At 70.8% G+C, this 24,151-nt stretch carries 25 protein-coding genes; 15 read left to right on the top strand and 10 right to left on the bottom strand.

What is annotated here, in order from left to right; all coding sequences use genetic code 11:
• Positions 1–102 precede the first annotated feature (102 nt).
• The 4 genes from LR394_RS15360 (at position 103) to LR394_RS15345 (ending at position 2,224) form a co-directional block, all read left to right on the top strand.
• Positions 103–321, top strand: coding sequence for a helix-turn-helix domain-containing protein (locus LR394_RS15360; protein ID WP_231442330.1), 219 nt, complete (start codon positions 103–105; stop codon positions 319–321).
• A 173-nt stretch (positions 322–494) separates the two neighbouring features.
• Complete coding sequence (locus LR394_RS15355) at positions 495–965, top strand: DUF3099 domain-containing protein (protein WP_231442328.1); 471 nt, start codon at positions 495–497, stop codon at positions 963–965.
• A gap of 159 nt (positions 966–1,124) precedes the next feature.
• On the top strand, positions 1,125–1,331 hold the full coding sequence (locus LR394_RS15350; RefSeq protein WP_231442326.1) for a hypothetical protein: 207 nt from the start codon (positions 1,125–1,127) through the stop codon (positions 1,329–1,331).
• Entirely contained in the window at positions 1,328–2,224 is an 897-nt protein-coding gene (locus tag LR394_RS15345; RefSeq protein ID WP_231442324.1) for an SURF1 family cytochrome oxidase biogenesis protein, read from the top strand. The genes LR394_RS15350 and LR394_RS15345 overlap by 4 nt, the downstream gene beginning before the upstream one ends.
• On the opposite strand, the gene LR394_RS15340 is transcribed toward LR394_RS15345, so the two are convergent.
• Positions 2,215–3,078: a prephenate dehydratase gene (locus LR394_RS15340; protein ID WP_231442322.1), complete on the bottom strand. Its 864-nt coding sequence runs from the start codon at positions 3,076–3,078 to the stop codon at positions 2,215–2,217. The two genes, LR394_RS15345 and LR394_RS15340, sit on opposite strands and share 10 nt — an antisense overlap.
• 203 nt (positions 3,079–3,281) lie before the next feature.
• Here LR394_RS15340 and LR394_RS15335 point away from each other — a divergent pair, with 203 nt between their 5' ends.
• Entirely contained in the window at positions 3,282–4,046 is a 765-nt protein-coding gene (locus tag LR394_RS15335; RefSeq protein ID WP_231442320.1) for an SDR family oxidoreductase, read from the top strand.
• A gap of 68 nt (positions 4,047–4,114) precedes the next feature.
• Here LR394_RS15335 and LR394_RS15330 read toward each other — a convergent pair whose 3' ends face one another.
• From LR394_RS15330 to LR394_RS15320, 3 genes are read right to left on the bottom strand one after another with little or no spacing between them, the layout of a single operon-like run.
• Positions 4,115–5,503, bottom strand: a complete 1,389-nt coding sequence (locus LR394_RS15330) for a metallopeptidase TldD-related protein (RefSeq protein ID WP_231442317.1) — start codon at positions 5,501–5,503, stop codon at positions 4,115–4,117.
• Positions 5,500–6,996 (bottom strand): TldD/PmbA family protein, encoded by a 1,497-nt coding sequence (locus tag LR394_RS15325; RefSeq protein WP_407937060.1) that lies wholly within the window; start codon positions 6,994–6,996, stop codon positions 5,500–5,502. Before LR394_RS15325 ends, LR394_RS15330 begins: the two co-directional genes overlap by 4 nt.
• Positions 6,993–8,015 (bottom strand): quinone oxidoreductase family protein, encoded by a 1,023-nt coding sequence (locus LR394_RS15320; RefSeq protein WP_231442314.1) that lies wholly within the window; start codon positions 8,013–8,015, stop codon positions 6,993–6,995. The genes LR394_RS15325 and LR394_RS15320 overlap by 4 nt, the downstream gene beginning before the upstream one ends.
• Positions 8,016–8,308: 293 nt before the next feature.
• Here LR394_RS15320 and fabG point away from each other — a divergent pair, with 293 nt between their 5' ends.
• Both fabG and fabI read left to right on the top strand, forming a co-directional pair.
• On the top strand, positions 8,309–9,013 hold the full coding sequence (fabG, locus tag LR394_RS15315) for a 3-oxoacyl-[acyl-carrier-protein] reductase (protein ID WP_231442312.1): 705 nt from the start codon (positions 8,309–8,311) through the stop codon (positions 9,011–9,013).
• Positions 9,014–9,089: 76 nt separating this feature from the next.
• On the top strand, positions 9,090–9,863 hold the full coding sequence (gene fabI / locus LR394_RS15310; RefSeq protein ID WP_231442310.1) for an enoyl-ACP reductase FabI: 774 nt from the start codon (positions 9,090–9,092) through the stop codon (positions 9,861–9,863).
• Positions 9,864–9,937: 74 nt separating this feature from the next.
• On the opposite strand, the gene LR394_RS15305 is transcribed toward fabI, so the two are convergent.
• From LR394_RS15305 to LR394_RS15295, 3 genes are all read right to left on the bottom strand, one after another.
• Complete coding sequence (locus LR394_RS15305) at positions 9,938–10,513, bottom strand: SixA phosphatase family protein (RefSeq protein ID WP_231442308.1); 576 nt, start codon at positions 10,511–10,513, stop codon at positions 9,938–9,940.
• Positions 10,510–11,793, bottom strand: a complete 1,284-nt coding sequence (serB, locus tag LR394_RS15300; protein WP_231442305.1) for a phosphoserine phosphatase SerB — start codon at positions 11,791–11,793, stop codon at positions 10,510–10,512. Before serB ends, LR394_RS15305 begins: the two co-directional genes overlap by 4 nt.
• Before the next feature lie 76 nt (positions 11,794–11,869).
• The gene (locus LR394_RS15295) at positions 11,870–12,472 is read right to left on the bottom strand and encodes a helix-turn-helix domain-containing protein (RefSeq protein WP_231442303.1); all 603 of its coding nucleotides are present in this window, start codon (positions 12,470–12,472) and stop codon (positions 11,870–11,872) included.
• An 87-nt stretch (positions 12,473–12,559) separates the two neighbouring features.
• On the opposite strand from LR394_RS15295, the gene LR394_RS15290 reads away from it, so the two are divergent.
• From LR394_RS15290 to LR394_RS15280, 3 genes are all read left to right on the top strand, one after another.
• Positions 12,560–13,504 carry an NAD(P)/FAD-dependent oxidoreductase gene (locus tag LR394_RS15290; RefSeq protein WP_231442301.1) on the top strand — a complete coding sequence of 315 codons (945 nt, stop codon included), beginning with the start codon at positions 12,560–12,562 and terminating at the stop codon, positions 13,502–13,504.
• Positions 13,501–14,145 (top strand): class I SAM-dependent methyltransferase, encoded by a 645-nt coding sequence (locus LR394_RS15285; RefSeq protein ID WP_231442299.1) that lies wholly within the window; start codon positions 13,501–13,503, stop codon positions 14,143–14,145. The genes LR394_RS15290 and LR394_RS15285 overlap by 4 nt, the downstream gene beginning before the upstream one ends.
• Positions 14,146–14,259: 114 nt before the next feature.
• On the top strand, positions 14,260–15,231 hold the full coding sequence (locus LR394_RS15280) for an NAD(P)-dependent alcohol dehydrogenase (RefSeq protein WP_231442297.1): 972 nt from the start codon (positions 14,260–14,262) through the stop codon (positions 15,229–15,231).
• 8 nt (positions 15,232–15,239) lie between these two features.
• Here LR394_RS15280 and glgC read toward each other — a convergent pair whose 3' ends face one another.
• Positions 15,240–16,481: a glucose-1-phosphate adenylyltransferase gene (gene glgC / locus LR394_RS15275; protein WP_231442295.1), complete on the bottom strand. Its 1,242-nt coding sequence runs from the start codon at positions 16,479–16,481 to the stop codon at positions 15,240–15,242.
• Positions 16,482–16,529: 48 nt separating this feature from the next.
• Here glgC and glgA point away from each other — a divergent pair, with 48 nt between their 5' ends.
• Positions 16,530–17,711, top strand: a complete 1,182-nt coding sequence (gene glgA, locus LR394_RS15270) for a glycogen synthase (RefSeq protein WP_231442293.1) — start codon at positions 16,530–16,532, stop codon at positions 17,709–17,711.
• Positions 17,712–17,953: 242 nt separating this feature from the next.
• On the opposite strand, the gene LR394_RS15265 is transcribed toward glgA, so the two are convergent.
• The gene (locus tag LR394_RS15265) at positions 17,954–18,751 is read right to left on the bottom strand and encodes a hypothetical protein (RefSeq protein WP_231442291.1); all 798 of its coding nucleotides are present in this window, start codon (positions 18,749–18,751) and stop codon (positions 17,954–17,956) included.
• 117 nt (positions 18,752–18,868) lie between these two features.
• On the opposite strand from LR394_RS15265, the gene LR394_RS15260 reads away from it, so the two are divergent.
• From LR394_RS15260 to LR394_RS15250, 3 genes are read left to right on the top strand one after another with little or no spacing between them, the layout of a single operon-like run.
• A complete protein-coding gene (locus LR394_RS15260; protein WP_231442289.1) occupies positions 18,869–19,657 on the top strand; it encodes an ABC transporter ATP-binding protein in 789 nt (262 codons plus the stop codon).
• A gap of 39 nt (positions 19,658–19,696) precedes the next feature.
• Complete coding sequence (locus LR394_RS15255; RefSeq protein WP_231442286.1) at positions 19,697–20,260, top strand: NfeD family protein; 564 nt, start codon at positions 19,697–19,699, stop codon at positions 20,258–20,260.
• Positions 20,261–20,265: 5 nt separating this feature from the next.
• Complete coding sequence (locus tag LR394_RS15250; protein WP_231442285.1) at positions 20,266–21,375, top strand: SPFH domain-containing protein; 1,110 nt, start codon at positions 20,266–20,268, stop codon at positions 21,373–21,375.
• Positions 21,376–21,433: 58 nt separating this feature from the next.
• On the opposite strand, the gene LR394_RS42975 is transcribed toward LR394_RS15250, so the two are convergent.
• The gene (locus LR394_RS42975; RefSeq protein WP_331283070.1) at positions 21,434–22,567 is read right to left on the bottom strand and encodes a lytic transglycosylase domain-containing protein; all 1,134 of its coding nucleotides are present in this window, start codon (positions 22,565–22,567) and stop codon (positions 21,434–21,436) included.
• Positions 22,568–22,665: 98 nt separating this feature from the next.
• Here LR394_RS42975 and LR394_RS15240 point away from each other — a divergent pair, with 98 nt between their 5' ends.
• Positions 22,666–24,150, top strand: coding sequence for a cryptochrome/photolyase family protein (locus tag LR394_RS15240; RefSeq protein WP_231442284.1), 1,485 nt, complete (start codon positions 22,666–22,668; stop codon positions 24,148–24,150).
• Position 24,151: the final 1 nt, after the last annotated feature.

The following is a 24,151-nucleotide window of genomic DNA, read 5'->3' as shown; positions in this document are numbered from 1 at the left end:
GAAAAGAATGCCCGAGGCGTCACTTTGCGTGGCGCGTCGAGTGGCCGGATGTGTCAGTCGCGATCACCATGGTCGAGAACGACACACGTTCGAGGAGGATTCGTGGCCGAGAGTGTCAAGAAGGGAGCCCGGATCACGGGCACCGATCGTTCGAAGCTGGCGGGCGAACTGAAGAAGAAGTACACGTCGGGCTCGAGTATCCGCGCCCTGGCGGAGGAGACAGGACGGTCCTACGGGTTCGTCCATCGCATCCTCACCGAGAACGAGGTCCAGCTGCGCGGCCGGGGTGGAGCCACCCGCGGCAAGGCCAAGCAGCACTGACGACCCGTCGAACCACAGCACCACCAGCAACCAGCTGTGTTGACGGCCGGGAGCGCGTGGCAGCATCTGCGCTCCCGGGCCGTCAGCCCGGAGTTCCCTCGTGAGGAACCGGACACCGCACCACCGGCTCACCCACAACTGGAAGTCGGCCGGGGCAGGCGTACGGTTACCGGGTGAACAGAGGCGAAGAGGAACCGGTCCACAGCATCACCGGCGCCGCCTCACCGCATTCGGACGACCTGGATGCGCGGATCCGCCGCTACCTGATCTCGATGAGCCTGCGCGTGGTCTGCGTGGTGATGGCCATCGTCGTGCACGCCCAGTGGCGCCACTGGTCCTGGTGGCTGTTCGCGATCGGCGCGGTGATCCTGCCCTACATCGCGGTCGTGATGGCCAACGCCGTGGACAAGCGCCGCAGCGGTGCGGGCCCGGCCCCGGTCACCCCGCAGATCCACGTCAGTCTGCCCTCGTCCGGCGCGCCGGTGGACGAGCAGATCAAGATGACGATCCACGAGCCCGAACGCCCGATTCGGCCGGATTCGCGCGATAAGTCAGTGTCCGCGCAATCTTTCGCCCAGGACAACGCGCGCCCGGATGCCGTTTTCGCGGCGGATTCGCCCACCTCGTCCGAACCGGCGGGCTGAGAAGTCACACGAATGGCCTCCTGATTGGTGGGTCAGTCTGACACCGATCCGTGTCATACTTCTGGAGCGCGGCCTGCATCCCCCGTCGGGCCGCGCACCAGAACGCCGGGCGGCATCCCCCGTGGCCGCCCGGCGTTCGCCTTTTGGCAGACTGTCGTCGTGACCGAACGGCAGGATCCGACGTGCAGTGCCCGAGGCTGCCGCGCGGCCGCGCAGTGGGCGCTGCGCTGGAACAACCCCAAGCTGCACACGCCCGAGCGGCGCAAGATCTGGACCGCCTGCGACGATCACCGGGCCTCGCTGGAGGAGTTCCTCAGCCTGCGCGGCTTCCTGAAGGACACCGTGAGCACCAAGGAACTGACATGACGCGCAAGCGTGGCTTCTGGGGCATGACCAAGGCCGCGGCCGCCCTGCTGCGCGAACGCGGCTGGCTGGCGGCCCTGGTCGGGATCGTGGTGATCTCGGTGATCTTCGTGATCCTGGGCCGCTGGCAGTTCGGCCGGCACGAGGCCCGGTCCGAGCGCAACCAGCTGATCGAGGCCAACTACGACGCCGATCCGGTGCCGCTGGCCGAGCTGATCCCGGCCGGGCAGCGCACCCCCACCGGCACGCTGCCCGCCGATCTGGAGTGGCGCCAGGTCACCGTGACCGGCGAATACCTGGCCGAGCAGACCGTGCTGATCCGCAACCGCCCGCACGAGCAGGTGGGCCAGGCCGGGCAGGTCGGGGTGAGCGGCGGCAACCAGCAGAACGGCTACCTGGTGGTGGTTCCGCTGCAGACCGAGGACGGCTCGGTGCTGTTCGTCGACCGCGGCTGGATCCCGGCCGGGGTCGCCGACGCCGCCAAGCCCGACTCGGTGCCGGCCCCGCCGAGCGGGGAGGTCACCGTCGTATCGCGGCTACGGCCCAGCGAACCGGTGAGCGATCGCGGCGCCCCCGAGGGGCAGGCGGTGCGGATCAACGTGCCCGCGCTGACCGAGCAGACCGGCGTCGAAGGGCCGGTGGTCGGGGCGTTCGGGGCTCTGGTGAGCGAGGACCCGCAGGCCGCCGACACGCCGGCCGCCGCGGAGGAGCCGGAGGTCGGCCTCGGGATCAACCTGTCCTACTCGGTGCAGTGGGACAGCTTCGCGATCATCGCCTACATCCTGTTCGGGGTGGCCCTGGTCCGCGAGGTGCGCCGCCGCGACGAGGAGGCGGAGGAAGAGGAAGAGCCGGAGGACGAAGGCCCCCCGACTCTCACCCGCGCCACCTACCGCTGAACCTGCAGGCGCTGCTGCTCGCGGAACGGGCTGGCCCGGTACACCCCGAGCATCCGCACCTCGGCGAAGAAGCTGAGCTCCTCGAACGCCCGGGCCACGTGCGGCTCGTCCGGGTGCCCGTCGATGTCGGCGAGGAAGCGGGTGGCGGTGAACTGCCCGTTCACCATGTAGCTCTCCAGCTTGGTCATGTTCACGCCGTTGGTGGCGAACCCGCCCAGCGCCTTGTACAGCGCCGCCGGGATGTTGCGCACCCCGAACACGAAGGTCGTCACGATCGGCCCGATTCCGGGCGCGGCGCGCAGGTTCTCAGGGGAGAGGATGATGAACCGGGTGGTGTTGTGCGCCTCGTCCTCGATGTCGGCGCGCAGGATCTCCAGGCCGTAGACCTCGGCCGCCAGGGTGGTCGCGATCGAGGCGACCGTCTCGTCCCGGGACTCCGACAGCTCGCGGGCGCTGCCGGCCGTGTCCAGCGCCACCTCGGCGCTGATCCCCAGCTCGCGCAGGGCGTTGCGGCACTGGTCCAGCGCCTGAGGGTGGCTGCGCGCGGTCTTGATCGCCTCCAGCCGGGTGCCCGGCAGGCCGAGTAACTGGTGGCGGATCGGCAGGAAGTACTCGCCAATGATGTGCACCTGGGACTCGGGCAGCAGGTAGTGGATGTCCGCCACCCGGCCGGCGGTGGAGTTCTCCACCGGGATCATCGCCAGATCGGCGGTGCCGTCGCCGAGCGCGCCGAAGCACTCCTCAAAGGTGCGGAACGGCAGCGGCTCGTAGTCGGGATAGACGTCACGGCAGGCGATGTGCGAATTGGCGCCCAGTTCTCCCTGGAACGCGATCCGCCGGGTGCGGGTATTCATGATGCTCAGATCATGCCGCATCCACCGGGAGGGTCGCACCGCAGTTCAAGGCCGTCCGATCGGAGGACCCGCGCTGCGCGACCGTCCCGGCAAATCACTCTAGAGTGTTCGATCAGTCACCGTGCGTCGTTGGGGTGATGCGGGTGGGTGCGACGACCGGTGCAGGGGGCCCCGGCGCGTGCGGGTAGAACGGAATGAACTCGATGGATCTGGGTCTGTCTGACCGGGTGTACGTGGTCACCGGGGCTTCTCGAGGGCTCGGCCGGGCCTGCGCAGAACTGCTGGCCGCCGAAGGCGCCCGGATGGTGCTCTGCTCGCGCAGCGAGGAGGAGCTCAAAGCCACGGCGGCCGCGCTCGGTGGCCCGGAGCGGGCGATCGCGGTCCCCGGTGACATCAGCGAACCTGGCATCGAGACCTGCCTGGTGGCCGCCGCCGTAGCGCGTTACGGACGGCTGGACGGCGGGCTGATCAGCGTGGGCGGGCCGCCGCCGGGCACGGTGATGGACCTCGAGGACGGCGCCTGGCGCAGCTCGTTCGAGGAGACCTTCCTGGGCCCGCTGCGGCTGGCCCGCACCATCGGCAAACTGGCCTCTCGCGAGGGCGGTTCGGTGGTGATGGTGCTGTCCACCTCCGTCCGCGAACCGGTGTCCGGCCTGGCGCTGTCCAACGGGCTGCGGCCCGGGCTCGCGATGGCGGCCAAGTCGCTGGCCAACGAGCTGGGGGAGCGCAACGTCCGGGTCAACGGCATCCTGCCGGGCCGGATCGACACCGACCGGGTGCGCTCGCTGGACGCCGCCTCCGGGCGTCCGGAGGAGGCCCGCCGGCAGCAGGAGGCGCGAATTCCGTTGGGGCGCTACGGCGAACCGCTCGAGTTCGCCCGGCCCGCGGTCTTCCTGCTCTCTCCCGCAGCCAGTTTCGTCACCGGCACGATGCTGGCCGTCGACGGCGGGCTCTCGCACGGCTACTGAGAACCCAGGAACTTACGGACGTCCGCGGGCCTCGGGAAGGCTCGCGGACGTCCGTACGTGGTTGCCTTTCAGGATCCTTCAGCGACCGTGGACATGTTGAAGTCGCTGATCCGCAGGGCCGGCATGGCGGTGCGGGTGAACCACTCGCCCCATTCCCGGCTCAGGCAGATCTCGCTGGCGCCGTACGCCTCGACCCGGCCGAGCAGGTCGACCGGGCTCTCGTTGTAGCGGAAGTTCGAGGTGGCGCCCACCACTTCGCCGTTCTCCACCACGTAGACGCCGTCCCGGGTCAGCCCGGTCAGCAGCAGGGTCTGCGGATCCACCTCGCGGATGTACCACATCGAGCTCAGCAGCAGTCCGTTGCTGACCCCCTCGAGCAGGTCCAGCGTGCTGCCGGTACCGCCCTCGCCGGTCAGGATCAGGTTGTCGGCCGGGGGATTCACCGGCAGCCCGGTCAGGCCCGCGGTGTGCCGGGTGGTCGGCAGCGCGCTGATCGTGCCCCGCTCCAGCCAGGTCGCCGAAGGAGCGTCCAGGCCGTTGTCGAAGACCGAGGCCATCGGCGAGGAGGAGGTGCTGAGAACCCGGTCGGCGCAACCCAGCCCGAAGTGGTGCGGGTCGCTGAGCAGACTGAGCGGGGTGCTGCTGATCTGCTCGCCCACCCGGGTACCGCCGCCGGTCCGGGAGAACACGCTGCGGCCCTCGTGCGCGGTCCGCGCGTCGGACGACCACAGGTAGTAGATCATCAGGTCGGCGGTGGAGGTCGGCGGCAGCACGGTGGTGTAACGGCCCGGCTTGACCTCGATCTGGCGTTCCTGCCAGCGCAGCCGGGTGGCGATCTCGTCGTCCATCGCCAGCACGTCCACGTCGCTGAAGTCCCGGGTGGCCCCGGCCAGGTAGGCGGAACGGCTGCGGGCCCCGGCCTTTCCGGTCAGCTCGATGGTGCCGCGCGGCTGCTCGTGCCGGTAGCGCAGGCCGCCGCTGGTGCCCAGCCAGGTGGTGACCACCTCGTGCAGGGCGAAACCGAACGACTCGCGCTGCTGCGCGCGGGAGCGCCCGAACACCTCGCCCAGCGCCTCGGCGACCCCGGCCAGGGTGGAGGCCCCGGTCTCGGCGGCCGGATCGGCGAAACCGGGCAGTTCCTCGCCGGTGACGAAAGGTGCTGCATCCTCGGCGGGTTCGGCCTCGCGGGCCAGGGCGACGGTGTCGCGGACCAGGGCCCGCACACCCTCGGCGTCCAGCCCTTCCCGGCTGAGCACCCCCGCGCCGGTGCCACCGCTGACCGGGGCGCCGACGATCACGGTGACGCTTCGCGAGGAGGTCAGGCCGTTGGTGGTCAGCCCGCTCAGCGCCCAGCGCAGGTTCACCGTGGAGGACTGCGAGACCAGCACCGCGGCACCGAGATCCGGGCCCAGGGCCTTGACCTCGGCCAGCGCGATCTCGACGAAGCCGGCGCTCATCGTCCCCCCTCGCTGCGCGTGTTCAGCACCTTGACCTGCTCGAAAAGCGTTGCCGGAGCGCCGTGGCTGACCCAGGCGGCCTGCCCGGGCTGGGCCTTGCCGCAGTTCGAGGCGCCGCCGAGGTAATACGTGCCCGAGCCGCCCAGGCCCTTCAGCGAACCCCAGAAGCTCGGCGTGGAGCCCTGGTACGCGGCGTCCTTCACCTGCCCGGCCAGCTCGCCGTTGCGGATCCGGTAGAAGCGCTGCGCGGTGAACTGGAAGTTGTACCGCTGCATGTCGATCGACCAGGACTTGTCGCCGACCACGTACAGGCCGTCCTGCACCCCGCCGATCAGGTCCTGCGTCGTGGTGGAGTCGGCGGCGGCCTGCAGGCTGACATTGGCCATCCGCTGCACCGGCACGTTCAGCGCCGAATCGGCGTAGGCGCAGCCGTTCGAGGCCTCGAACCCGCAGCGTGCAGCCATCGCCCGGTCCAGCTGGAAGCCGGTCAGCACACCGTCCCGGACCAGGTCCCAGGAGCGGGTGGCCACGCCCTCGTCGTCGAAACCGATGGTGGCGCCGCCGTGCTCGACGGTGCGGTCGGCGGTGACGTTCATCAGGTCGCTGCCGTAGCCGAACGTGCCCAGGCCCTCGAGCCGGGCGAAACTCGTCCCGGCGTAGGCTGCCTCGTAGCCCAGCGAACGGTCCAGCTCGGTGGCGTGCCCGACCGACTCGTGGATGGTCAGCCACAGGTTGGACGGGTCGATCACCAGGTCGTAGTCACCGGCCTCGACCCCCGGCGCCTTCACCCGCTCGGCCAGGTGCTCCGGCAGGCCGGCGATCTCGGCGTCCCAGTCCCAGCCCTCGCCGGTCAGGTACTCCCAGCCGCGCGCGGTCGGCGGGGCCAGCGAGCGCATCGACTCCGGGCCGTCGGGGGCGATCGCCACCACGGTGATCTCCGGCTCGATCAGGACCCGCTGCTGCCGGGTGACGGTGCCGGCCAGGTCGGCGTAGAACTTCTGCTCCTTGGCCAGGTTCAGCCGGATGTCGCAGTGGTCCACCCCGTCGGTGGCCAGCAGCGTGCCTGCCCAGCCGGCCAGGTGCCGGGCCCGCTCGGCCACCGGCACCGCGAACGGGTCCTGCCGGTAGGAGGAGACCCAGCGGGCGTCGGCGTGCACCGGCTCGGGCGCCAGTTCGACCCGCTCGGCCACCAGTGGCCGGGAGATCCGGGCCACCTCCAGCGCCCGCTCGGCGGTGGCCACCGCAGCGGCCGGGGTGAGCTCGTCGGTGGCGGCGAAACCCCAGACCCCGTCCAACAGCACCCGCACGGCCAGTCCGGCGGCCGCCACGTCGGAGCTGGAGGAGAGCCGGGCGTCGCGCAGCTGCATCGTGCCGGTGCGCATCCGCTGCACCCGAAGGTCGGCGTGGCCGGCCCCGGCCGAGCGGGCGTGTTGCAGCGCCGCGTCGGCCAGAGTGTCCAGGGGCAGGGCGAGAAAGTCCTCGTCGAGGTTCAGCTGTCGCTCTCCTTGACCGCGGTGACACCCTTCCCGGACACGTCCAGGACGAGCTTGCCGGTGGTGCGCCGGCTGCGCAGATCGGCGTGCGCCCGGCCGGCCTCGGCCAGCGGGTAGCTGCCGCCCAGGACCGGCTTCAGCACCCCGGCCCGGATCATCGAGCTCATCTCCTCCAGCGCTGCGGCCAGCAGCCCGGGCTGGGCCAGGGCGTGCGGCAGCCAGAAGCCGGTGAGGGTGATCGAGTGCCGCATCAGCCGCCGCACCTGGACCGGTTCGGGCGCGGTGTTCGAGGCCATCCCGAAGACCGCCAGCCGGCCCAGCGGGCGCATCGCCCGCAGCGTGCCGTCGAACACGTGCCCACCGGTCATCTCCAGCGCCACGTCCGGGCCCCGGCCGTCGGTGGCCTCGCGCAGCGCGTCGCGCACCTGCTCGGCGGTGTTCAGACCGGAGATGTCGATCGCCGTGGTGGCGCCCAGCGAGCGGGCCAGGGCGCACTTGGCCTCGCCGGAGGCGGTGGCCACGATGGTGCCCGCGCCCCAGGCCCGGGCCAGCTGCACGGCCATGTTGCCGACCCCGCCGGCCGCCGCGTGCACCACGAGCGACTCGCCCGGGCGCACCTTGGCGCTGCGCCGCAGCAGGTGCCAGGCAGTGGTGCCGTTCGCCAGCAGGGCCAGCGCCTGGGCGTCGGTCAGGTCGTCCCGCACCAGGTAGGTCTGCTCCACCTTGGCCACGGCACGCTCGGCGTAGCCGCCGGAGGCGGCGAAGGCCACGACCCGGGTGCCGGGTTCCAGCGTCCCGCTCTCGTCGGCCACGACGCGCCCGACCACCTCGCTGCCCGGCACGTACGGCAGGGTCTGGCGCACCAGGTAGGAGTCCTCGGCCTGATGGGTGTCCGCGTAGGTCACCCCGGCCGTGTCGACCTCGACCAGCACTTCACCCGCGCCCGGCGCCGGGTCGTCGAGGTCGGTGACCCTGAGTACCTCGGGCCCACCGAACTCGGTTATCTGTACAGCTCGCACGCGGCGAACCTACCCCTTTGGCGGCGGCGGTGTGGCCCAGGTCGCACGGGCGGCTCCGGCAAGAACACGGTCTGTTCCCTTCCGGGCGGCCGGGGCTTGTACGTTTGCTACAGGTTTCCGGCGCGACCTTTGCTACGGGTGCGCTGGTGCGTCGCGGTTCCGGCGTCGGATAACGTCAGGCCGGGCTTCCGGTCGCCCGCGCGGCAGCAAGCCGCGTCGGGTCACGCACAGCAAGCAAAGGCGCGTGACGTGTGACCGGACAGACAACAGGATTCCGTTTCGGAAGGGTGATCGTGGCGCGCAGCGTGCTGGTGACGGGTGGTAACCGGGGGATCGGGCTGGCGATCGCCCGCGCGATGGCCGAGGACGGCGACAACGTCACCGTGACCCACCGCAGCGGCGAGCCGCCGGCCGGGCTGAAGGGTGTGATCTGCGAGATCACCGACGGCGAGTCGGTGAAGAACGCGGTCGCCCAGGTCGAGGCCGACCAGGGCCCGATCGAGGTGCTGGTGGCCAACGCCGGCGTCACCCGGGACACCCTGCTGATGCGGATGAGCGACGAGGACTGGGACGCCGTCGTCGACACCAACCTGGGTGGCACGTTCCGCTGCGTGCGGGCGGTCAGCAAGTCGATGATCAAGGCCCGCAAGGGCCGGATCGTCCTGGTCGGCAGCGTGGTCGGGCTGATGGGCTCGCCCGGCCAGGTGAACTACGCGGCCACCAAGTCCGGCCTGGTCGGCATGGCCCGCTCGATCACCCGGGAGATCGGCGGCCGGGGCATCACCGCGAACGTGGTGGCGCCGGGCTTCATCGACACCGACATGACCGCCGCCCTGCCGGAGAAGGTCCGCAACGAGTACCTGAGCCGGATCCCGGCGGGCCGGTTCGGCAACGTCGACGAGATCGCCTCGACCGTGAAGTTCCTGGCCTCGGAGCAGGCCGCGTACATCAGCGGCGCGGTGATCCCGGTCGACGGCGGGATCGGCATGGGTCACTAAGGATTTTTCAAGGACTTCCGCCCGCGGCCGAGGTGGCCGCGGGCGATTTTCGCGCTAATCGGAAGGACTGCACGAAATGGGTTTGCTCGAGGGCAAGAAGCTGCTGGTGACGGGGGTGCTGATGGACACCTCCATCGCCTTCCACACGGCCAGGGTTGCCCAGGAGGAGGGTGCCGAGGTCGTGCTGAGCTCCTTCGGCCGGCAGATGAAGCTCACCCAGGCGATCGCCAAGCGCCTGCCGAAGACCCCGCCGGTGGTCCAGCTCGACGTCACCGACGCCGACGACCTGGCCCAGCTGGCCGGGCGGGTCTCCGAGCACGTCGACGGCCTGGACGGGGTGGTGCACTCGATCGGGTTCGCCCCGCAGGACGCGATGGGCGGCAACTTCCTGAACACCGGCTGGGACGACGTGGCCACCGCGCTGCAGATCTCCGCCTTCAGCTACAAGTCGCTGGCCACCGCCGCGCTGCCGCTGATGAAGCCGGGCGGCGCCATCGTCGGGCTGACCCTGGACGCCCGGATCGCCTGGCCGGCCTACGACTGGATGGGTGTGGCCAAGGCCGCCCTGGAGTCGACCAGCCGTTACGTGGCCCGCGACCTGGGCCCCAAGGGCATCCGCAGCAACATCGTCTCGGCCGGCCCGCTGCGCACCACCGCGGCCAAGGCGATCCCGAGCTTCGAGAAGTTCGACGAGCTGTTCCAGACCCGCGCCCCGCTGGGCTGGGACGTGAAGAACGCCGAGCCGACGGCCAAGGCCTGCGTGGCCCTGCTGTCCGACTGGTTCCCGGCCACCACCGGCACGATCGTGTACGTGGACGGTGGCTTCCAGGCCATGGCGGGTAACGTCTGAACCTCCAAATCAGCAACGGACGCCCGACTCGAGTCGGGCGTCCGTTGCTGATTTTGGTTCTGGTCGGGTTCGGCTCAGCCGATCGAGCCGCCGCCCTGGGCGCGCGGCACCACGAACTTCTCCAGCCGCCCGTCACCGGGGGCGAAACCGGCCCAGCCCCGCTCGACCGCCAGCACCGCGATCCCTCCGGTCGGGAAGCCGGACTTAACGTGCTGCACCGCGTCCGGGTCGGAACCGGCCCCCGACAACGCCGCAGTGGCCTCGGACATGATCGGCTCGTGGCCCACGACCACCACCACGGCGGCGCCTTCCGGGGCCTTGCGCACCGTCTCGACGATGTCGAACGTGCTGGCCTCGTACAGGGCGTGCACGTAGTGCACCTCCGGATGCACCTCAGCGGGGTTCTCACCGCCCCTGAGCTCCGAGTTCACCCCGTCCAGCACCGCTCTCCAGGTCTGGCGGGTGCGCCGCGCGGGAGAGCAGAACACCACGTCCGGCACCGCGATCCGGGCCAGTTCGTGCCCACCCAGTTCCGCATCGAGCAGACCGCGCTGGGTCAGCGCGCGGTCGGCGTCGGCCTGGCCGGGAGCGGGCTGCTCGGCCTTGGCGTGCCGGATCAGGATCAGCCTGCGGGTCGGGGCGGTGCTCATTCTCGGGTCCCTCCGGTGGTGTCGTCCTGCTCGTCGATCGGGCTGTCTTCGTCGGCGTCCTCGATCTCGCTGCGGGGGATCCCGAGCAGATACAGAACGGCGTCCAGATAGGGCACGGTGACCGAGGTGTCGGCCTGCTCGCGGACCACCGGCTTGGCGTTGAACGCCACCCCCAGGCCCGCGGTGGCCAGCATGTCCAGGTCGTTCGCACCGTCGCCGATCGCCACCGTGCGGCTCAGCGGCAGGCCCTCGAGCTCGGCGAAGCGGCGCAGCGACTCGGCCTTGGCGGCCCGGTCGACCACCGCGCCGAGCACCTTGCCGGTCAGCCGGCCGTCGCGGATCTCGAGCTTGTTCGCCCGGACGTGGGTGATCCCCAGATCGCGGGCCAGCGGCTCGACCACCTCGATGAAGCCACCGGAGACCACGCCCAGGGTCATCCCCAGACGGCGCAGCGTACGGGTCAGGGTGCGGGCCCCGCGGGTGAGGCGGACCGAGTGGTACACGTCGGTCAGCACGCTCTCGGGCAGGCCCTCCAGGCACGCCACCCGCTCGTGCAGGCTCTGCGCGAAGTCCAGCTCGCCCCGCATCGCCCGCTCGGTGACGTCCGCGACCCGCTTCTCCACCTCGGGCCCGGCGTGCGCCGCCAGCAGCTCGATCACCTCGTCCTGGATCAGCGTGGAGTCCACGTCCATCACCACCAGACGCCGCCCCCGCCGGGCCAGCCCGGCCGGGCAGACCGCCAGGTCCGCGCCGTGCGCCATCGCCTCGGCGGCCAGTTCCCGGCGCAGCGCGTCGGCCTCGCCCTCGGAGATGTCCGAGACGTCCAGCTCGAGAGTCGTGACCGGGAAGCGTGAGATCCGCCGGATCCGGTCGATGTTGGCCCCGTGCTCGGCGATCCGCCCGGCCACCCCGGCCACCGCCGAAGGCAGCAGCGGAGCCCCGAGCAGGGTCACCGCCAGCCGGTTGCGCCGCCGCTTGGAGTTGTCCCCGCGGCCGGGCTCACCCTCGACCGTCAGCCCCAGATCGCCACCCACCAGGCGCACCGCCGCGATCATCCCGGCCTCGTCCGGCCCGGCGGTGACCAGCACGGCCAGGGTCAGGTGACCGCGGACCACCACCTGCTCCACGTCGAGAACCTCGACGCCGGAACGGGTCAGGACCTGGAACACGGCCGTGGTCACCCCCGGGCGGTCCGGCCCGGTCAGGGTGAAGAGCACCGTGCGGGCGGGATCGGCGGGGTGTTGGCCCGGAACGGTGAGGACGTCCTGCTGCGTGGTCACGGCACCGAGGCTAGTCGAGCGTTGCCGGATTGAAACCATCCCGTCCCTGAGGACTTCATCCCAACGGCCTCACCCCTCACGCCGGTTCTGGCCGTCGTGGCCGGGCCCGGACGTGCAGGCGCTCGCCCTGCGGGCCGAACAGCCCGATCAGCTCGGTCGGCCGGGAGCCGGGGTTGCCCATCCAGTGCGGGGTGCGGGTGTCGAACTCGGCCACCTCCCCGGCCTCCAGCACGAAGTCGTGCTCGCCGAGAACCAGGCGTAGGCGTCCCTGCAGGACGTAGATCCAGTCGTAGCCCTCGTGAACGCGCTGCTGCTCGGGGGTGGGCTCGTAGCCGGGGTAGTTGGGTGGATAGATGATCTTGTAGGCCTGGAGGCCGCCCGGACGCCGGGTGAGCGGGAGGTACGTGGCCCCACCGCGTTCGAAGCGGGCCAGCTGGACCCGGGGGTCGCCGGTGGGCGGGGCGTCGACCAGCTCGTCCAGCGGCACCTGATGGGCCCGGGCCAGCCGGAGCAGCAGCTCCAGGGTGGGCCGGCGCTGCCCGGCCTCCAGCCGGGACAGGGTGCTCACCGAGATCCCGGTCTCCTCGGCCAGCTCGGCCAGCGTGGTGTCGCGCTGCTGGCGCAGCATCCGCAGCCGGGGGCCGACCGCGGTGAGGACGCCTTCGAAGTCGTCGGTCATGCGTCCATTTGCCGTTCCGGCAACAAAGCTTGTCAACCCTGGAAGTCGCGGCGCAGTCTTTCAGGACCGTCTTCTGGGAGGAACGAAATGCTCGACAAGTACGACGTAGTAGTGGTCGGCGGCGGCGCGGCCGGGCTGAGCGGCGCGGTGGCGCTGGGCCGTTCGCGCCGCTCGGTGCTGGTCGTGGACGCCGGTGAGCAGCGCAACGCGCCGGCCGAGGCGATGCACAACTACCTGGGCCGCGAGGGCCTGAACCCGCTCGAGCTGGTCGCGATCGGCCGGGAGGAGGTGGCGGCCTACGGCGGATCCACCGTGCGCGCCCGGGTGTCCGACGTCTCGGTCGTCGCGGGCGGGTTCCTGGTCGCGCTCGACAACGGGGTGTCGGTCGAGGCCCGGCGGCTGCTGCTGGCCACCGGTCTGCTCGACGAGCTGCCGGAGATCGAGGGCCTGGCCGAGTGCTGGGGCAACGACGTCATCCACTGCCCCTACTGCCACGGCTACGAGCACCGCGACCAGGCGATCGGGGTCCTGGTCACCACCCCGATGTCGGTGCACCAGGCGCTGATGTTCCGCCAGCTCTCCGACGACGTGGTGGTGTTCGCCCACACCGGCCCGGCCATCTCGGCCGACGACCGGGCCCAGCTGGACGCGCTGGGCGTCCGGGTCATCGAGGGCGAGGTGAGCGCGGTGGAGAGCCATTCCGGCGGGCTGAGCGGGATCCGGCTGGCCTCGGGCGAGGTGGTGCCCCGGCAGGTGCTGGTGATCGGGCCGAAGTTCGAGGCCCGGCTGGACGGGCTCAAGGGCCTGGGGCTGGAGGTCGTCCCGATGGCGATCGGCGACTTCGTGCTGGGCCACTCGGTCAAGGCCGACGCCAACGGCAAGACCGACGTGCCGGGGGTCTGGGCCGCCGGCAACGTGGCGAACCCGATGGCGCAGGTGGTGATCTCGGCCGGTCAGGGGCTGATGGCGGGGGCGCAGATCAACGCCGACCTGATCATGGAGGACGCCCGGGCGGCGGTGGCGGCCCGATGAGCGGTTCGGAGCACGCGGTCTGGTTCGAGGCCCCGGCCTGGGAGGAACGCTACGCGGCGGGCGAGAAGGTCTTCAGCGGCCGGGTGAACCCGCAGCTGGTGGACGAGATCGCCGGGATCCCGCCGGGCTCGGCCCTGGATGCGGGCTGCGGTGAGGGCGGTGACGTGTTCTGGCTGGCTTCGCAGGGCTGGCGGGTGACCGGCGCAGACTTCTCCTCGGTGGTCCTGGAGAAGAACGCCGCCCAGGCCGCGGAACTCGGCCCCGAGATCGCCGCGCTGACCGAATGGGTGCACGCCGACCTGCGCACCTGGAACCCGCCGCGCGGGCAGTACGACCTGGTCACCAGCCACTTCGTGCACGCCGCGGGGGACGACGGGCGGGCTTTGTTCAGCCGGCTCGCGCAGGCGGTGGCGCCGGGTGGGCAGTTGCTGATCGTGCTGCACAGCCCGCTGGACCTGCAGACCACCATGGGACGCCCGAACGTCCCGGAGGGTTTCTGGACGGCCGAGGAGATCGCTGCCGGGCTGGACCTTTCCGGGTGGGAGGTGCTCACTTCGCAGGCCCGGCCCCGGCCGGCGACGGATCCGGAAGGCCGGGAGATCACCATCCACGACACGGTCTTCCGGGCCCGGCGCGGGTAGGTCCTGCCCTGCGCCCTCACTCCACTCCTGTACTGGCGCAGGCAGTACCCCCTGTTTACCTTCGCCGTGGTGGCCGACGGGCTACCTGACCGAACCACCAGGGATGGAGTGGTGATGAAGGCGATCGTGCAGGAAAAGTACGGCGCGCCAGACTCTTTACGGCTTGAGGACGCTGGTGAGCCGGTTGCCGGGGACGGTGAGGTCCTGGTTCGGGTCCGGGCGGCGGCGCTGAATCCGGCCGACTGGCACATCCTGAGGGGCTCGCCCGTGATCGCCCGGCCGGGGATGGGCTGGACTCGCCCCGGCCATCGGATCGCGGGGACCGATGCGGCCGGGGTGGTGGAACGGGTCGGCGCCGGGGTGAGCGATGTTGCGGTCGGAGATGAGGTCTACGGGTATGTGGCGGGAGCCTTCGCCGAGCGGGCCGTCGGCTCGGCGGGCAAGCTGGCGCCCAAGCCGCCGAACCTGACCTTCGCCGAAGCCGCGGCCCTGCCGATCGCCGCGACCACTGCGCTGCGAGGCATCCGCGACGTCGCGAAAGTGCGCGCTGGCCAGCGGGTCCTGATCACCGGAGCCTCGGGCGGGGTGGGGCACTTCGCCGTGCAGGTCGCGGTAGCGCTCGGCGCCGAGGTGAGCGCGGTGTGCAGCGCCGCCAACGCCGATCTGGTGCGGGAGCTGGGCGCCGAGCACGTCATCGACTACCGCGTCCAGGACTTCACCGCCGGTCCCGAGCGCTACGACGCGATCCTGGACAACGCCTCGCGCAAGTCCCCGAACGTCGTGCGCCGCGCCCTGACCCCGACCGGAGTCCTGGTGCTGAACGACGGCGGTACCCCCGGAGGTCTGCTCGGCCCGCTCGGGCCCATGCTGCGCGGGGTGGCCCTGAACCGGTTCGTCGGCCAGACGATCAGCCTGCTGCCGACCCGCGAGGACCGCAGCAACCTGCTGGAGGTGAACCAGCTGGTGGCCGAGGGCAGGCTGCGCCCGGTGATCAGCCGAACCTGGACCCTGCCCGAGACCGCCCAGGCCCTGGCCGAACTCGAGCAGGGACACACCCGCGGCAAGGCCGTGATCGAGATTCCCTAGAACCAGACCTAGACCGTGACGCGCTGCCCCTTGCCGATCACCGTGATCCCCGACTCCGTCACCACGAAGCCCCGGGCCCGGTCGGCCTCCGGGTCCATCCCGATCCGCGCGCCCTCCGGCACCACCACGTTCTTGTCCAGGATCGCCCGCCGCACCACCGCGTGCCGGCCGATGTCCACCCCGTCCATCAGCACGCTCTCGCTGACCGTGGACCAGGAGCGCACGTTCACGTTGGGCGAGAGGACCGAGCTCTCCACGAACGCCCCGGAGACCACCGTGCCGGGCGAGACGATCGAGTTCACCGCGTGCCCGATCCGGCCCTGCCAGCCGTGCACGAACTTGGCCGGGGGCCAGGGGCCCTGGTGCGTGTACAGCGGCCACTCGTAGTTGTAGAGGTTGAACACCGGGTGCACCGAGATCAGGTCCATCTGGGCCTCGAAGTAGGCGTCGATGGTGCCGACGTCGCGCCAGTAGCTGCGGTCGCGGTCGGTCGAGCCGCGCACGTCGTTGTCCTTGTAGTCGTACACCGCGGCCTCACCCCGGCCGACGAAGTAGGGCACGATGTCGCCGCCCATGTCGTGCCGTGAGCCCGGGTCGTCCGAGTCGCTGGTCACCGCCTCGATCAGGGCCTTGGCGTCGAACACGTAGTTGCCCATCGAGGCCAGCACCTCGTTCGGCGAGTCCGGCAGCCCGACCGGGTTCGACGGCTTCTCCAGGAACGCCTCGATCCGCCGCGGGTCCTCGTCGTAGGTCTTGATCACCCCGAACTGGTTGGCCTCGGCGATCGGGGTGCGGATCCCGGCCACCGTGCAGCCCGCGCCGGACTCGATGTGCTGCTGCACCATCGCCGAGAAGTCCATCCGGTACACGTGGTCGGCGCCGACCACGACCACGATGTCCGGCTTCTCGTCGTTCACCAGGTTCAGGCTCTGGTAGATCGCGTCCGCACTGCCCAGGTACCAGCGCTTGCCCACCCGCTGCTGCGCCGGCACCGGCGCGATGTAGTTGCCCAGCTGCGTCGACATCCGCCAGGCCTGGGCGATGTGCCGGTCCAGGCTGTGCGACTTGTACTGGGTCAGCACCACGATCCGCAGATACCCGGAGTTGACCAGATTGCTCAGCGCGAAATCGACGAGACGGTAGACGCCTCCGAAGGGCACAGCGGGTTTGGCACGGTCCACCGTGAGTGGCATCAACCGCTTGCCTTCCCCGCCGGCCAGAACGATCGCCAGAACCTTCGGATTCGCCATAGTGCAGACCTTAGGTCCTTGGCTCGTCCTCGCACTACGGTGGTGGGCATGCGCGTCGACGTTCTCACCCGTGAATACCCGCCGGATGTCTACGGAGGGGCGGGTGTTCACGTGGAAAATCTGGTCGAGGTCCTGCGACAGCGGATCGACGTCGAGGTCCGCACCTTCGGCGAACCGCGCGACGAGCGGTCGGTGACCGCCTACCCCGAACCCGCCACCCTGGCCGGGGCCAACGCCGCCCTGCGCACCTTCGGGGTTGACCTGGGCATCGCGGCCGACTGCGGCGGCGCCGACCTGGTGCACTCACACACCTGGTACGCCAACCTGGCCGGGCACCTGGCCGGTCTGCTGCACGGGGTGCCGCACGTGCTCACCGCGCACAGCCTGGAGCCGCTGCGGCCGTGGAAGGCCGAGCAGCTGGGCGGCGGTTACGCCCTGAGCTCCTGGGCCGAGAAGACGGCCTACGAAGCGGCGTCCGCGGTGATCGCGGTCAGCGCCGGCATGCGCGAGGACATCCTGCGCTCGTACCCCGCGGTCGACCCGGCCAAGGTCAAGGTGGTCCACAACGGCATCGACCTGAGCGGCTGGAAGCGGATCGAGGACGAGGAGACCGTCCGTCGTCTGGGCATCGACCCGGAGCGGCCCTCGATCGTCTTCGTGGGCCGGATCACCCGCCAGAAGGGCCTGCCCTACCTGCTGCGCGCGGCCGCCCAGCTGCCGCCCGAGATCCAGCTGGTGCTGTGCGCCGGGGCGCCCGACACCCCGGAGATCATGGCCGAGGTCAGCGCCCTGGTCGAAGACCTGCAGAAGACCCGCGACGGGGTGATCTGGCTGCAGCGCATGCTGCCGCGCGAGGAGCTGTGCACCGTGCTGTCGGCGGCCACCGCGTTCGTCTGCCCGTCGGTCTACGAGCCGCTCGGCATCGTCAACCTCGAGGCGATGGCCTGTGAGGCAGCGGTGGTCGGCACCGCCACCGGGGGCATCCCCGAGGTGGTGCAGGACGGGGTCACCGGCCGGCTGGTGCCGATCGAGCAGGTGAGCGACGGCACCGGAACCCCGCTGGATCCGGCCCGGTTCGTGGCCGATCTGGCGGCGGTGCTCACCGAGGTCTGCGAGGACCGCGAGCGGGCCCGGCAGTGGGGCCGGGCCGGCCGGCAGCGCGCCGAGGAACACTTCTCCTGGTCGGCGATCGCCGACACCACCCTCGAGGTCTACCGCTCAGTGCTCTAGAAATTGAGGACGCGGGGCGGCTGCGGCTTGGGTAGGTGGAAACCCCAGCCGCAGCCGACCGCCGTCCGCAACCACCATCGTTCGGAAAACAGCGGCAGCCCGCGCTGACCGGCCGACTCCTACCGGCTGAGTCTCCTGCGCCGGAACCGGTGCCGACCGCGCGCCCCGGCCACCCAGAAGTCTCCCCGCGCCGGAGCCGACCATGACCGGCTCAGTCCGCGCAAACGTCCTCGTATCTGTTCTCAGTCGTCCTTCTCCAGCATGCCGTTCACCGCAGCGACCATGGCCCGCCGCGAGACCCCGTCCAGCCGGCGCAGCGCCTGCGCCCGCCGTTCGGCCTCGTGCTGTGTGACCGCGGCGCCGTCGTCCTCGCTGGCCAGTTCCACGATCGCGCGCACCCGTGCGGCCCGGGACAGCACCTGCACACACCGCTGCGGCGTGGTCGGCGGAATGATGCCGCGTTCCAGCCCTCCGTCACGGATCGCGGCCACCCGGTCGGCCGCGTCGTCCCGCCACCGCGCAACGTCCAGTCGTCCCAGTTCCTCGATCGCCTCGGCCAGCGCTGAGCGCAACTCCCGGTCGGCTTCGCCCACGCTGCCCAGGTCGGTGACCCGGCGCGTACCCACGGCGTGCGCCTGCCAGGAGACCATCGCCCCCGGCTCGTACACGGACCCGAATTCGGTGACCTGAGCCACGATCCCGATCGCTGGCCCGGGGCCGTCACCGGCGAGAACGCACTCCCCGGCCTCGACTGCGGCCTCGTTGAACGACGGCGGGCCGGGGAGCCCGAGCATGTCCCCGGGGGCCGGAAGAGCGACCGTAAGGCTGCGGGTGCCGTGCCGCTGCAGACTGTTCAGCAGGTCGAGAAGACCCCCCTTGGGCGCCAGGCCGAGCGTGGCCGAGACCTCGAAGTCGGCTGTTACCGCGTGGGGTTCGTCGTCCCGGGTGACCGCGGCGACGGCCAGGGCGGGGTCCAGGCCATCGGTGAGCACAGCGGTGCCCCAGGCGGCGAGGCGGGCGGACCGGGGCAGGAGCAACATCCCGTCAGACTAATTCGTGTCCGCTTCATCCGTCCCGAACTGCTGCGGCTGTGATCTGTGCCGGTAACGACCCCTCCTGGGCGCGGACAGCCTTACCTATCCCATAGGGTCCTGTTCATGGCCGACGTGCTTGACCTGGACAGCGTCACGATCATGCGTGGCGGCAACGCTCTCCTGGACGATCTGAGCTGGGAAGTCAGCGAGGGGGAGCGGTGGGTGGTGCTGGGCCCCAACGGGGCCGGCAAGACCACGCTCCTGCAGGTCGCCGCGGCCCGGATGCACCCGACCAAGGGCAGCGCCGAGATCCTCGGCGAGACGCTGGGCGGCACCGACGTGTTCGAGCTGCGCCCGCGGATCGGTCTGGCGAGTGCGGCTCTGGCCGAACGCATTCCGGCCGACGAGGTGGTCCGCGACGTGGTGCTGACCGCGGCCTACGCGATCGCCGGGCGCTGGCGCGAGGACTACGACAAGCTCGACCACGGCCGGGCCGGTGACCTGCTGGCCGCGTTCGGGGTGGAGCACCTGGCCGAGCGCACCTTCGGCACACTCAGCGAGGGCGAGCGCAAGCGGGTGCAGCTGGCCCGCTCGCTGATGACCGATCCGGAGCTGGTGCTGCTCGACGAGCCGGCCGCCGGCCTGGACCTGGGCAGCCGCGAGACCCTGGTGCGCGACCTGGCCGAACTGGCCGGGGACAAGAAGTCGCCGGTCCTGGTGCTGGTCACGCACCATGTCGAGGAGATCCCGCCGGGCTTCACCCACGTGCTGATGCTGCGGGCGGGCTCGGTCGTGGTGGCGGGCCCGATCCAGGAGACCCTGACCGACGAGAACCTGACGAAGACCTTCGACGTTCCTCTGAATGTGCAGCAAGTGGCGCAACGCTGGTCGGCGGTCCTGCGTCAGGAGTAGTGGAGGGCAGGCCCTCCGCCGGAAGAACGGAGGCGTGCGGTGGACGACTGGGGCGACAAGGCCTGGCTGTTGTGGCTCGGTGCGGCCGTGGTGCTCGGCCTGATCGAGATCACCACGCTCGACTTCTTCTTCCTGATGCTGGCCGGTGGTGCGCTGGCCGCGGCCGGGGCGGACGCCCTGGGGGCCGGCCTGCCGATCCAGGTGCTGGCGTTCGCGATCGCCTCGGCGGTCCTGATCGGGGCGGTGCGCCCGCCGCTGAAGGCCTGGATGCTGAGCGGCAAGGACACGGTGACCGGTACCGCGGCGCTGGTCGGCGCCGACGCCCTGGTGCTCGATCCGGTCAGCGAGCACTCCGGTCTGGTCAAGCTGGCCGGTGAGACCTGGACCGCGCGGATCCTGCCCGGAGGCGTCAGGCTGGAGCTGGACAGCACCGTGCACGTGGTCCGGATCGAGGGCGCGACCGCGATCGTGGCCGCCACCAGCGAGATCCCGCAGATCCCCGAACTCGCCGAGATCCCCGAGCTCGCCGACGAGAGCGAAACGCCGCGGCACCCCGAACGCCCGGCGGGCGAGCTCCCCGAAGGCCCCGAAGGAAGGCTTTAGTCATCATGGAACCAGGAGACACGATCCTGCTCATCGTCCTCGCCCTGGTGGTCCTCATGGTCGGGACCACCATCGCCAAGGCGATCCGGATCGTCCCGCAGGCCACGTCCGTCATCGTCGAGCGGCTGGGCCGCTACTCCCGGACCCTGGAACCGGGCCTGCACTTCCTGGTGCCGTTCGTCGACCGCCCGCGCGCCGTGGTCGACCTGCGGGAGCAGGTGGTCTCGTTCCCGCCGCAGCCGGTGATCACCTCGGACAACCTGGTGGTGAACATCGACACGGTGATCTACTTCCAGCCGACCGACCCCAAGGCCGCGGTCTACGAGATCTACAACTACATCCAGGGCATCGAGCAGCTCACCGTCACCACGCTGCGCAACGTGATCGGCTCGCTCGACCTGGAGCAGACGCTGACCAGCCGCGACCAGATCAACGGGCAGCTGCGCGGGGTGCTGGACGAGGCCACCGGCCGCTGGGGCATCCGGGTGAACCGGGTGGAGCTGAAGGCGATCGACCCGCCGGCCTCGGTGCAGGACTCGATGGAGAAGCAGATGCGGGCCGAGCGGGACCGGCGCGCGGCGATCCTGAACGCGGAGGGCGTCAAGCAGTCGCAGATCCTCACCGCCGAAGGTGACAAGCAGTCGGCCATCCTGCGGGCCGAGGGCCAGGCCCAGGCCGCGGTGCTGAAGGCCCAGGGTGAGTCCAAGGCCATCCTCCAGGTGTTCGACGCCATCCACCGCGGGGACGCCGACCCCAAGCTGCTGGCCTACCAGTACCTGCAGATGCTGCCGCAGATCGCGAACGGCACGGCCAGCAAGATGTGGATCGTGCCGACCGAGCTGACCCAGGCGCTGAGCAGCATCAGCGGGGCCCTGGGGGGCGACCCGGCGGTGGCCTCGCCCACGGCCTACCGCTCGCCGGACACCGGGATCGCGGACAACCCGTTCGACGGCACCCAGCTGGAAGACCCGAACGAGGCCCTGGAGCGGGCCCGCCAGGAGGCTGCGGGTGCTTCGGCCGAGGCCGAGGCGGACTCCCGCCGGGCCTCCGGCGGGGCGACCACGCCGATCCCGAACACCGGTTACGGCACGCCCCCGGAGCAGCCGCAGGGCTGATTCAAGGCTGATTCAAGGCTGCTTCACGGCTGATCCGGTTCGGCCGAGCGGGTGATCCTCAGCCCATCTTGGAGAGAATGGCCTGCTCGGCCGACAGGACAAGGTCGACGTACCAGTCGGCCCGGTTGTAGGCGAACAGCGCGTCCCGGTCCCGGGCCGCGCTGTCCTGCTTTGCGTCGTCCAGGCCAGAGGCACACAGGTAGCGGGCGGCCGAGAAGATGGCGTCCTCCGGGTCCCAGACGTCGATCACCCCGTCCCCGTCGCCGTCCACCCCGTAGGCCGCGAAGGTCGGGGCCATGAACTGCATCGGCCCCTTCGCCCCGGCCGAGGACGGCCCGACGTTCCTGCCGTGCCCGCTCTCGACCTGCCCCACGGCCGCCAGCAAGGTCCAGCGCAGGCCCACACATCGGCTCCCGGCCGCCCGGTAGGCCTTCTCGAAGTCGGCCGGGATGCCCAGCGCCGTCACCACCTTGCTGGTGGCATTGCGGCGCTTGGCATCGGCCACCCGCTGCACCCGGGCCAGTTCCCGGCGCGCCTCGTCCGCGGCCTTGGCCTGCTGCGCCTTGCGGTCCAGCCGGCGCAGCGTGCGCCGGGCCTCCTCCAGCGCCGTCTCGGCCTTGCCCGCCTGCGCCTGCAACTCGCTCATCGTCTCGGCCTGCTGGTCCGCGGCCCGTTCGGCGTCGGCGGCGTTGCGGGCGGCCAGCCGGGACTCGGCCTGGGCGCTGCGCAGGGCCAGGTGGTCGACGCCCAGGATGCCCTTCATCAGCTGGGTGTTCGTGCTCTTGCGCCACAGCAGGTCGATCGGGGTCTGCGCGGCCAGCAGCGTCGCGGTCAGCCCGGCCGGGCCGCCGCTGGCGTACACGGCCCGCACATCACGGCTGCGCTTGGCGGCCGCGGCATCGCGCTGGGCGGCCATGTCGTCGGCGGTCAGGCTCGCCGCATCGGCCAGCTCGTAGGCCTCGGCCAGTCGGGAAATGCCTTGGGCCACAGCGTTCTCGGCCTCGGTGTAGTCCGCCGCCAGCTGCTTCACCCGGTCCCGGGCGCGCTCGGCGGCGGCCTCCTCGGTGGTGCCCGCCGCACTGAGAGCGGCCCAGAGGAACATCGTGAGACCCGCAGCTGCCCATCGCTTCACCGTGGCTGGATCGGGCGAGAAGGCCAGGATCTTGAACCGGACGGCCGATAGCTTCGTCACCGTCGAACGAGAAGGTCGTCCGGCGGATGAACCGCCCTGCGGCGCTCCTGATGATCTCGGCTGGCCGTCCGGCCGGGCCACCGGCAGGGTAGGTCACCGTGGGTGGAAAGAAGGTCGACCGTCGGTGGTTGTTCGCCGACCAGCTGGGGCCGCACTTCCTGGACGAGCCCGGTCAGCCGGTGCTGCTGATCGAGTCGCAACAGGTGTTCCGGCGCCGGCGATTCCACCGGCGCAAGGCTCATCTGGTGCTTTCCGCCCTCCGTCATCGAGCTGCCGAACTGGGCGATCAGGCTGAGTTCCGGCAGACCAGCAGCTACACCGAGGGTCTCGAAGGCAAGCTGAGCGTCTGCGCCCCGACCACCTACGCAGCCCGCCGCTTCGTCGAAGAACTCGAGGTGGACGTCCTTCCATCGAGGGGGTACGCCATCGAGGAGGTGAAGTTCGCCGGCTGGGCCGAGCGCCGCCAGGGCCGCAAGCTGGTGATGGAGGACTTCTACCGGGACGTCCGCAAGCACCATCGGCTGCTGCTGGAAGGCGACGGCGAACCGGTGGGCGGCCGCTGGAACTACGACCAGGACAACCGCGAACCACCGCCCAAGAAGCCAACCCTCGGCGTCGGGGCTCCCTGGTGGCCCGAAGAGGACGAGATCGACGAACAGGTCCGCGCCGATCTGGACCGCTGGGAGCAGGACGAAGGCGTGCAGTTCGTCGGTGAGGACGGCCCCCGCCGCTTCGCCGTGACCCGCGACGAGGCGCTGCAGGCCCTGGAGTCGTTCGTCACCACCCGGCTGCACGACTTCGGCCCGTACGAGGACGCGATCCTGGCCGACGACCGCTGGATGGCGCACTCGCTGCTGTCGGTCCCGCTGAATCTCGGCCTGCTGCACCCGGTCGAGGTGGCGCAACGCGCCGAGCAGGCCTACCGCGACGGTGACGCCGGCCTGGCCAGCACCGAGGGGTTCATCCGCCAGGTGGTCGGCTGGCGCGACTACGTCTGGCACGTCTACTGGCACTTCGGCGACGACTACCGCCGCCGCAACCAGCTCAAGGCCCGCCGCAAGCTGCCCCAGTGGTTCGCCGAGCTCGACCCGGACGGCGAGGTGGAGGCCAAGTGCCTGTCGAACGCCCTGGCCTCAGTACGTGAGGACGGGTGGGCGCACCACATCCCGCGGCTGATGGTTCTCGGGAACTGGGCACTGCAGCGCGGTTACGACCCGGTCGCGGTCACCGACTGGTTCCACCGCAGCTTCGTGGACGGCTACGACTGGGTGATGGTGCCCAACGTGGTCGGGATGGCCCTGCACGCCGACGGCGGGGCGATGATGACCAAGCCGTACGCGGCCGGCGGCGCCTACATCAACCGGATGAGCAACCACTGCGGCGGCTGCCGGTACGACCCGAAGAAACGCCTGGGTGAGGACGCCTGCCCGTTCACCGCCGGCTACTGGGCCTTCCTGGACCGCAACCGGGAGCAGCTGAGCGGTAACCACCGGATGAGCCGGGCCTACGCCGGGATGGGCCGGCTGAAGGATCTCGAGGCGGTGCTGGAGCAGGAGCGTCACCGAGGGGCCTCGCCGCCCTAAT

It is taken from the genome of Kineosporia babensis, from assembly GCF_021129305.1.
In the GTDB taxonomy this organism is placed as follows: domain Bacteria; phylum Actinomycetota; class Actinomycetes; order Actinomycetales; family Kineosporiaceae; genus Kineosporia; species Kineosporia babensis.
The sequence above is the reverse complement of the archived record's forward strand: the minus strand, read 5'-3'. Positions and strand labels throughout refer to the sequence as shown.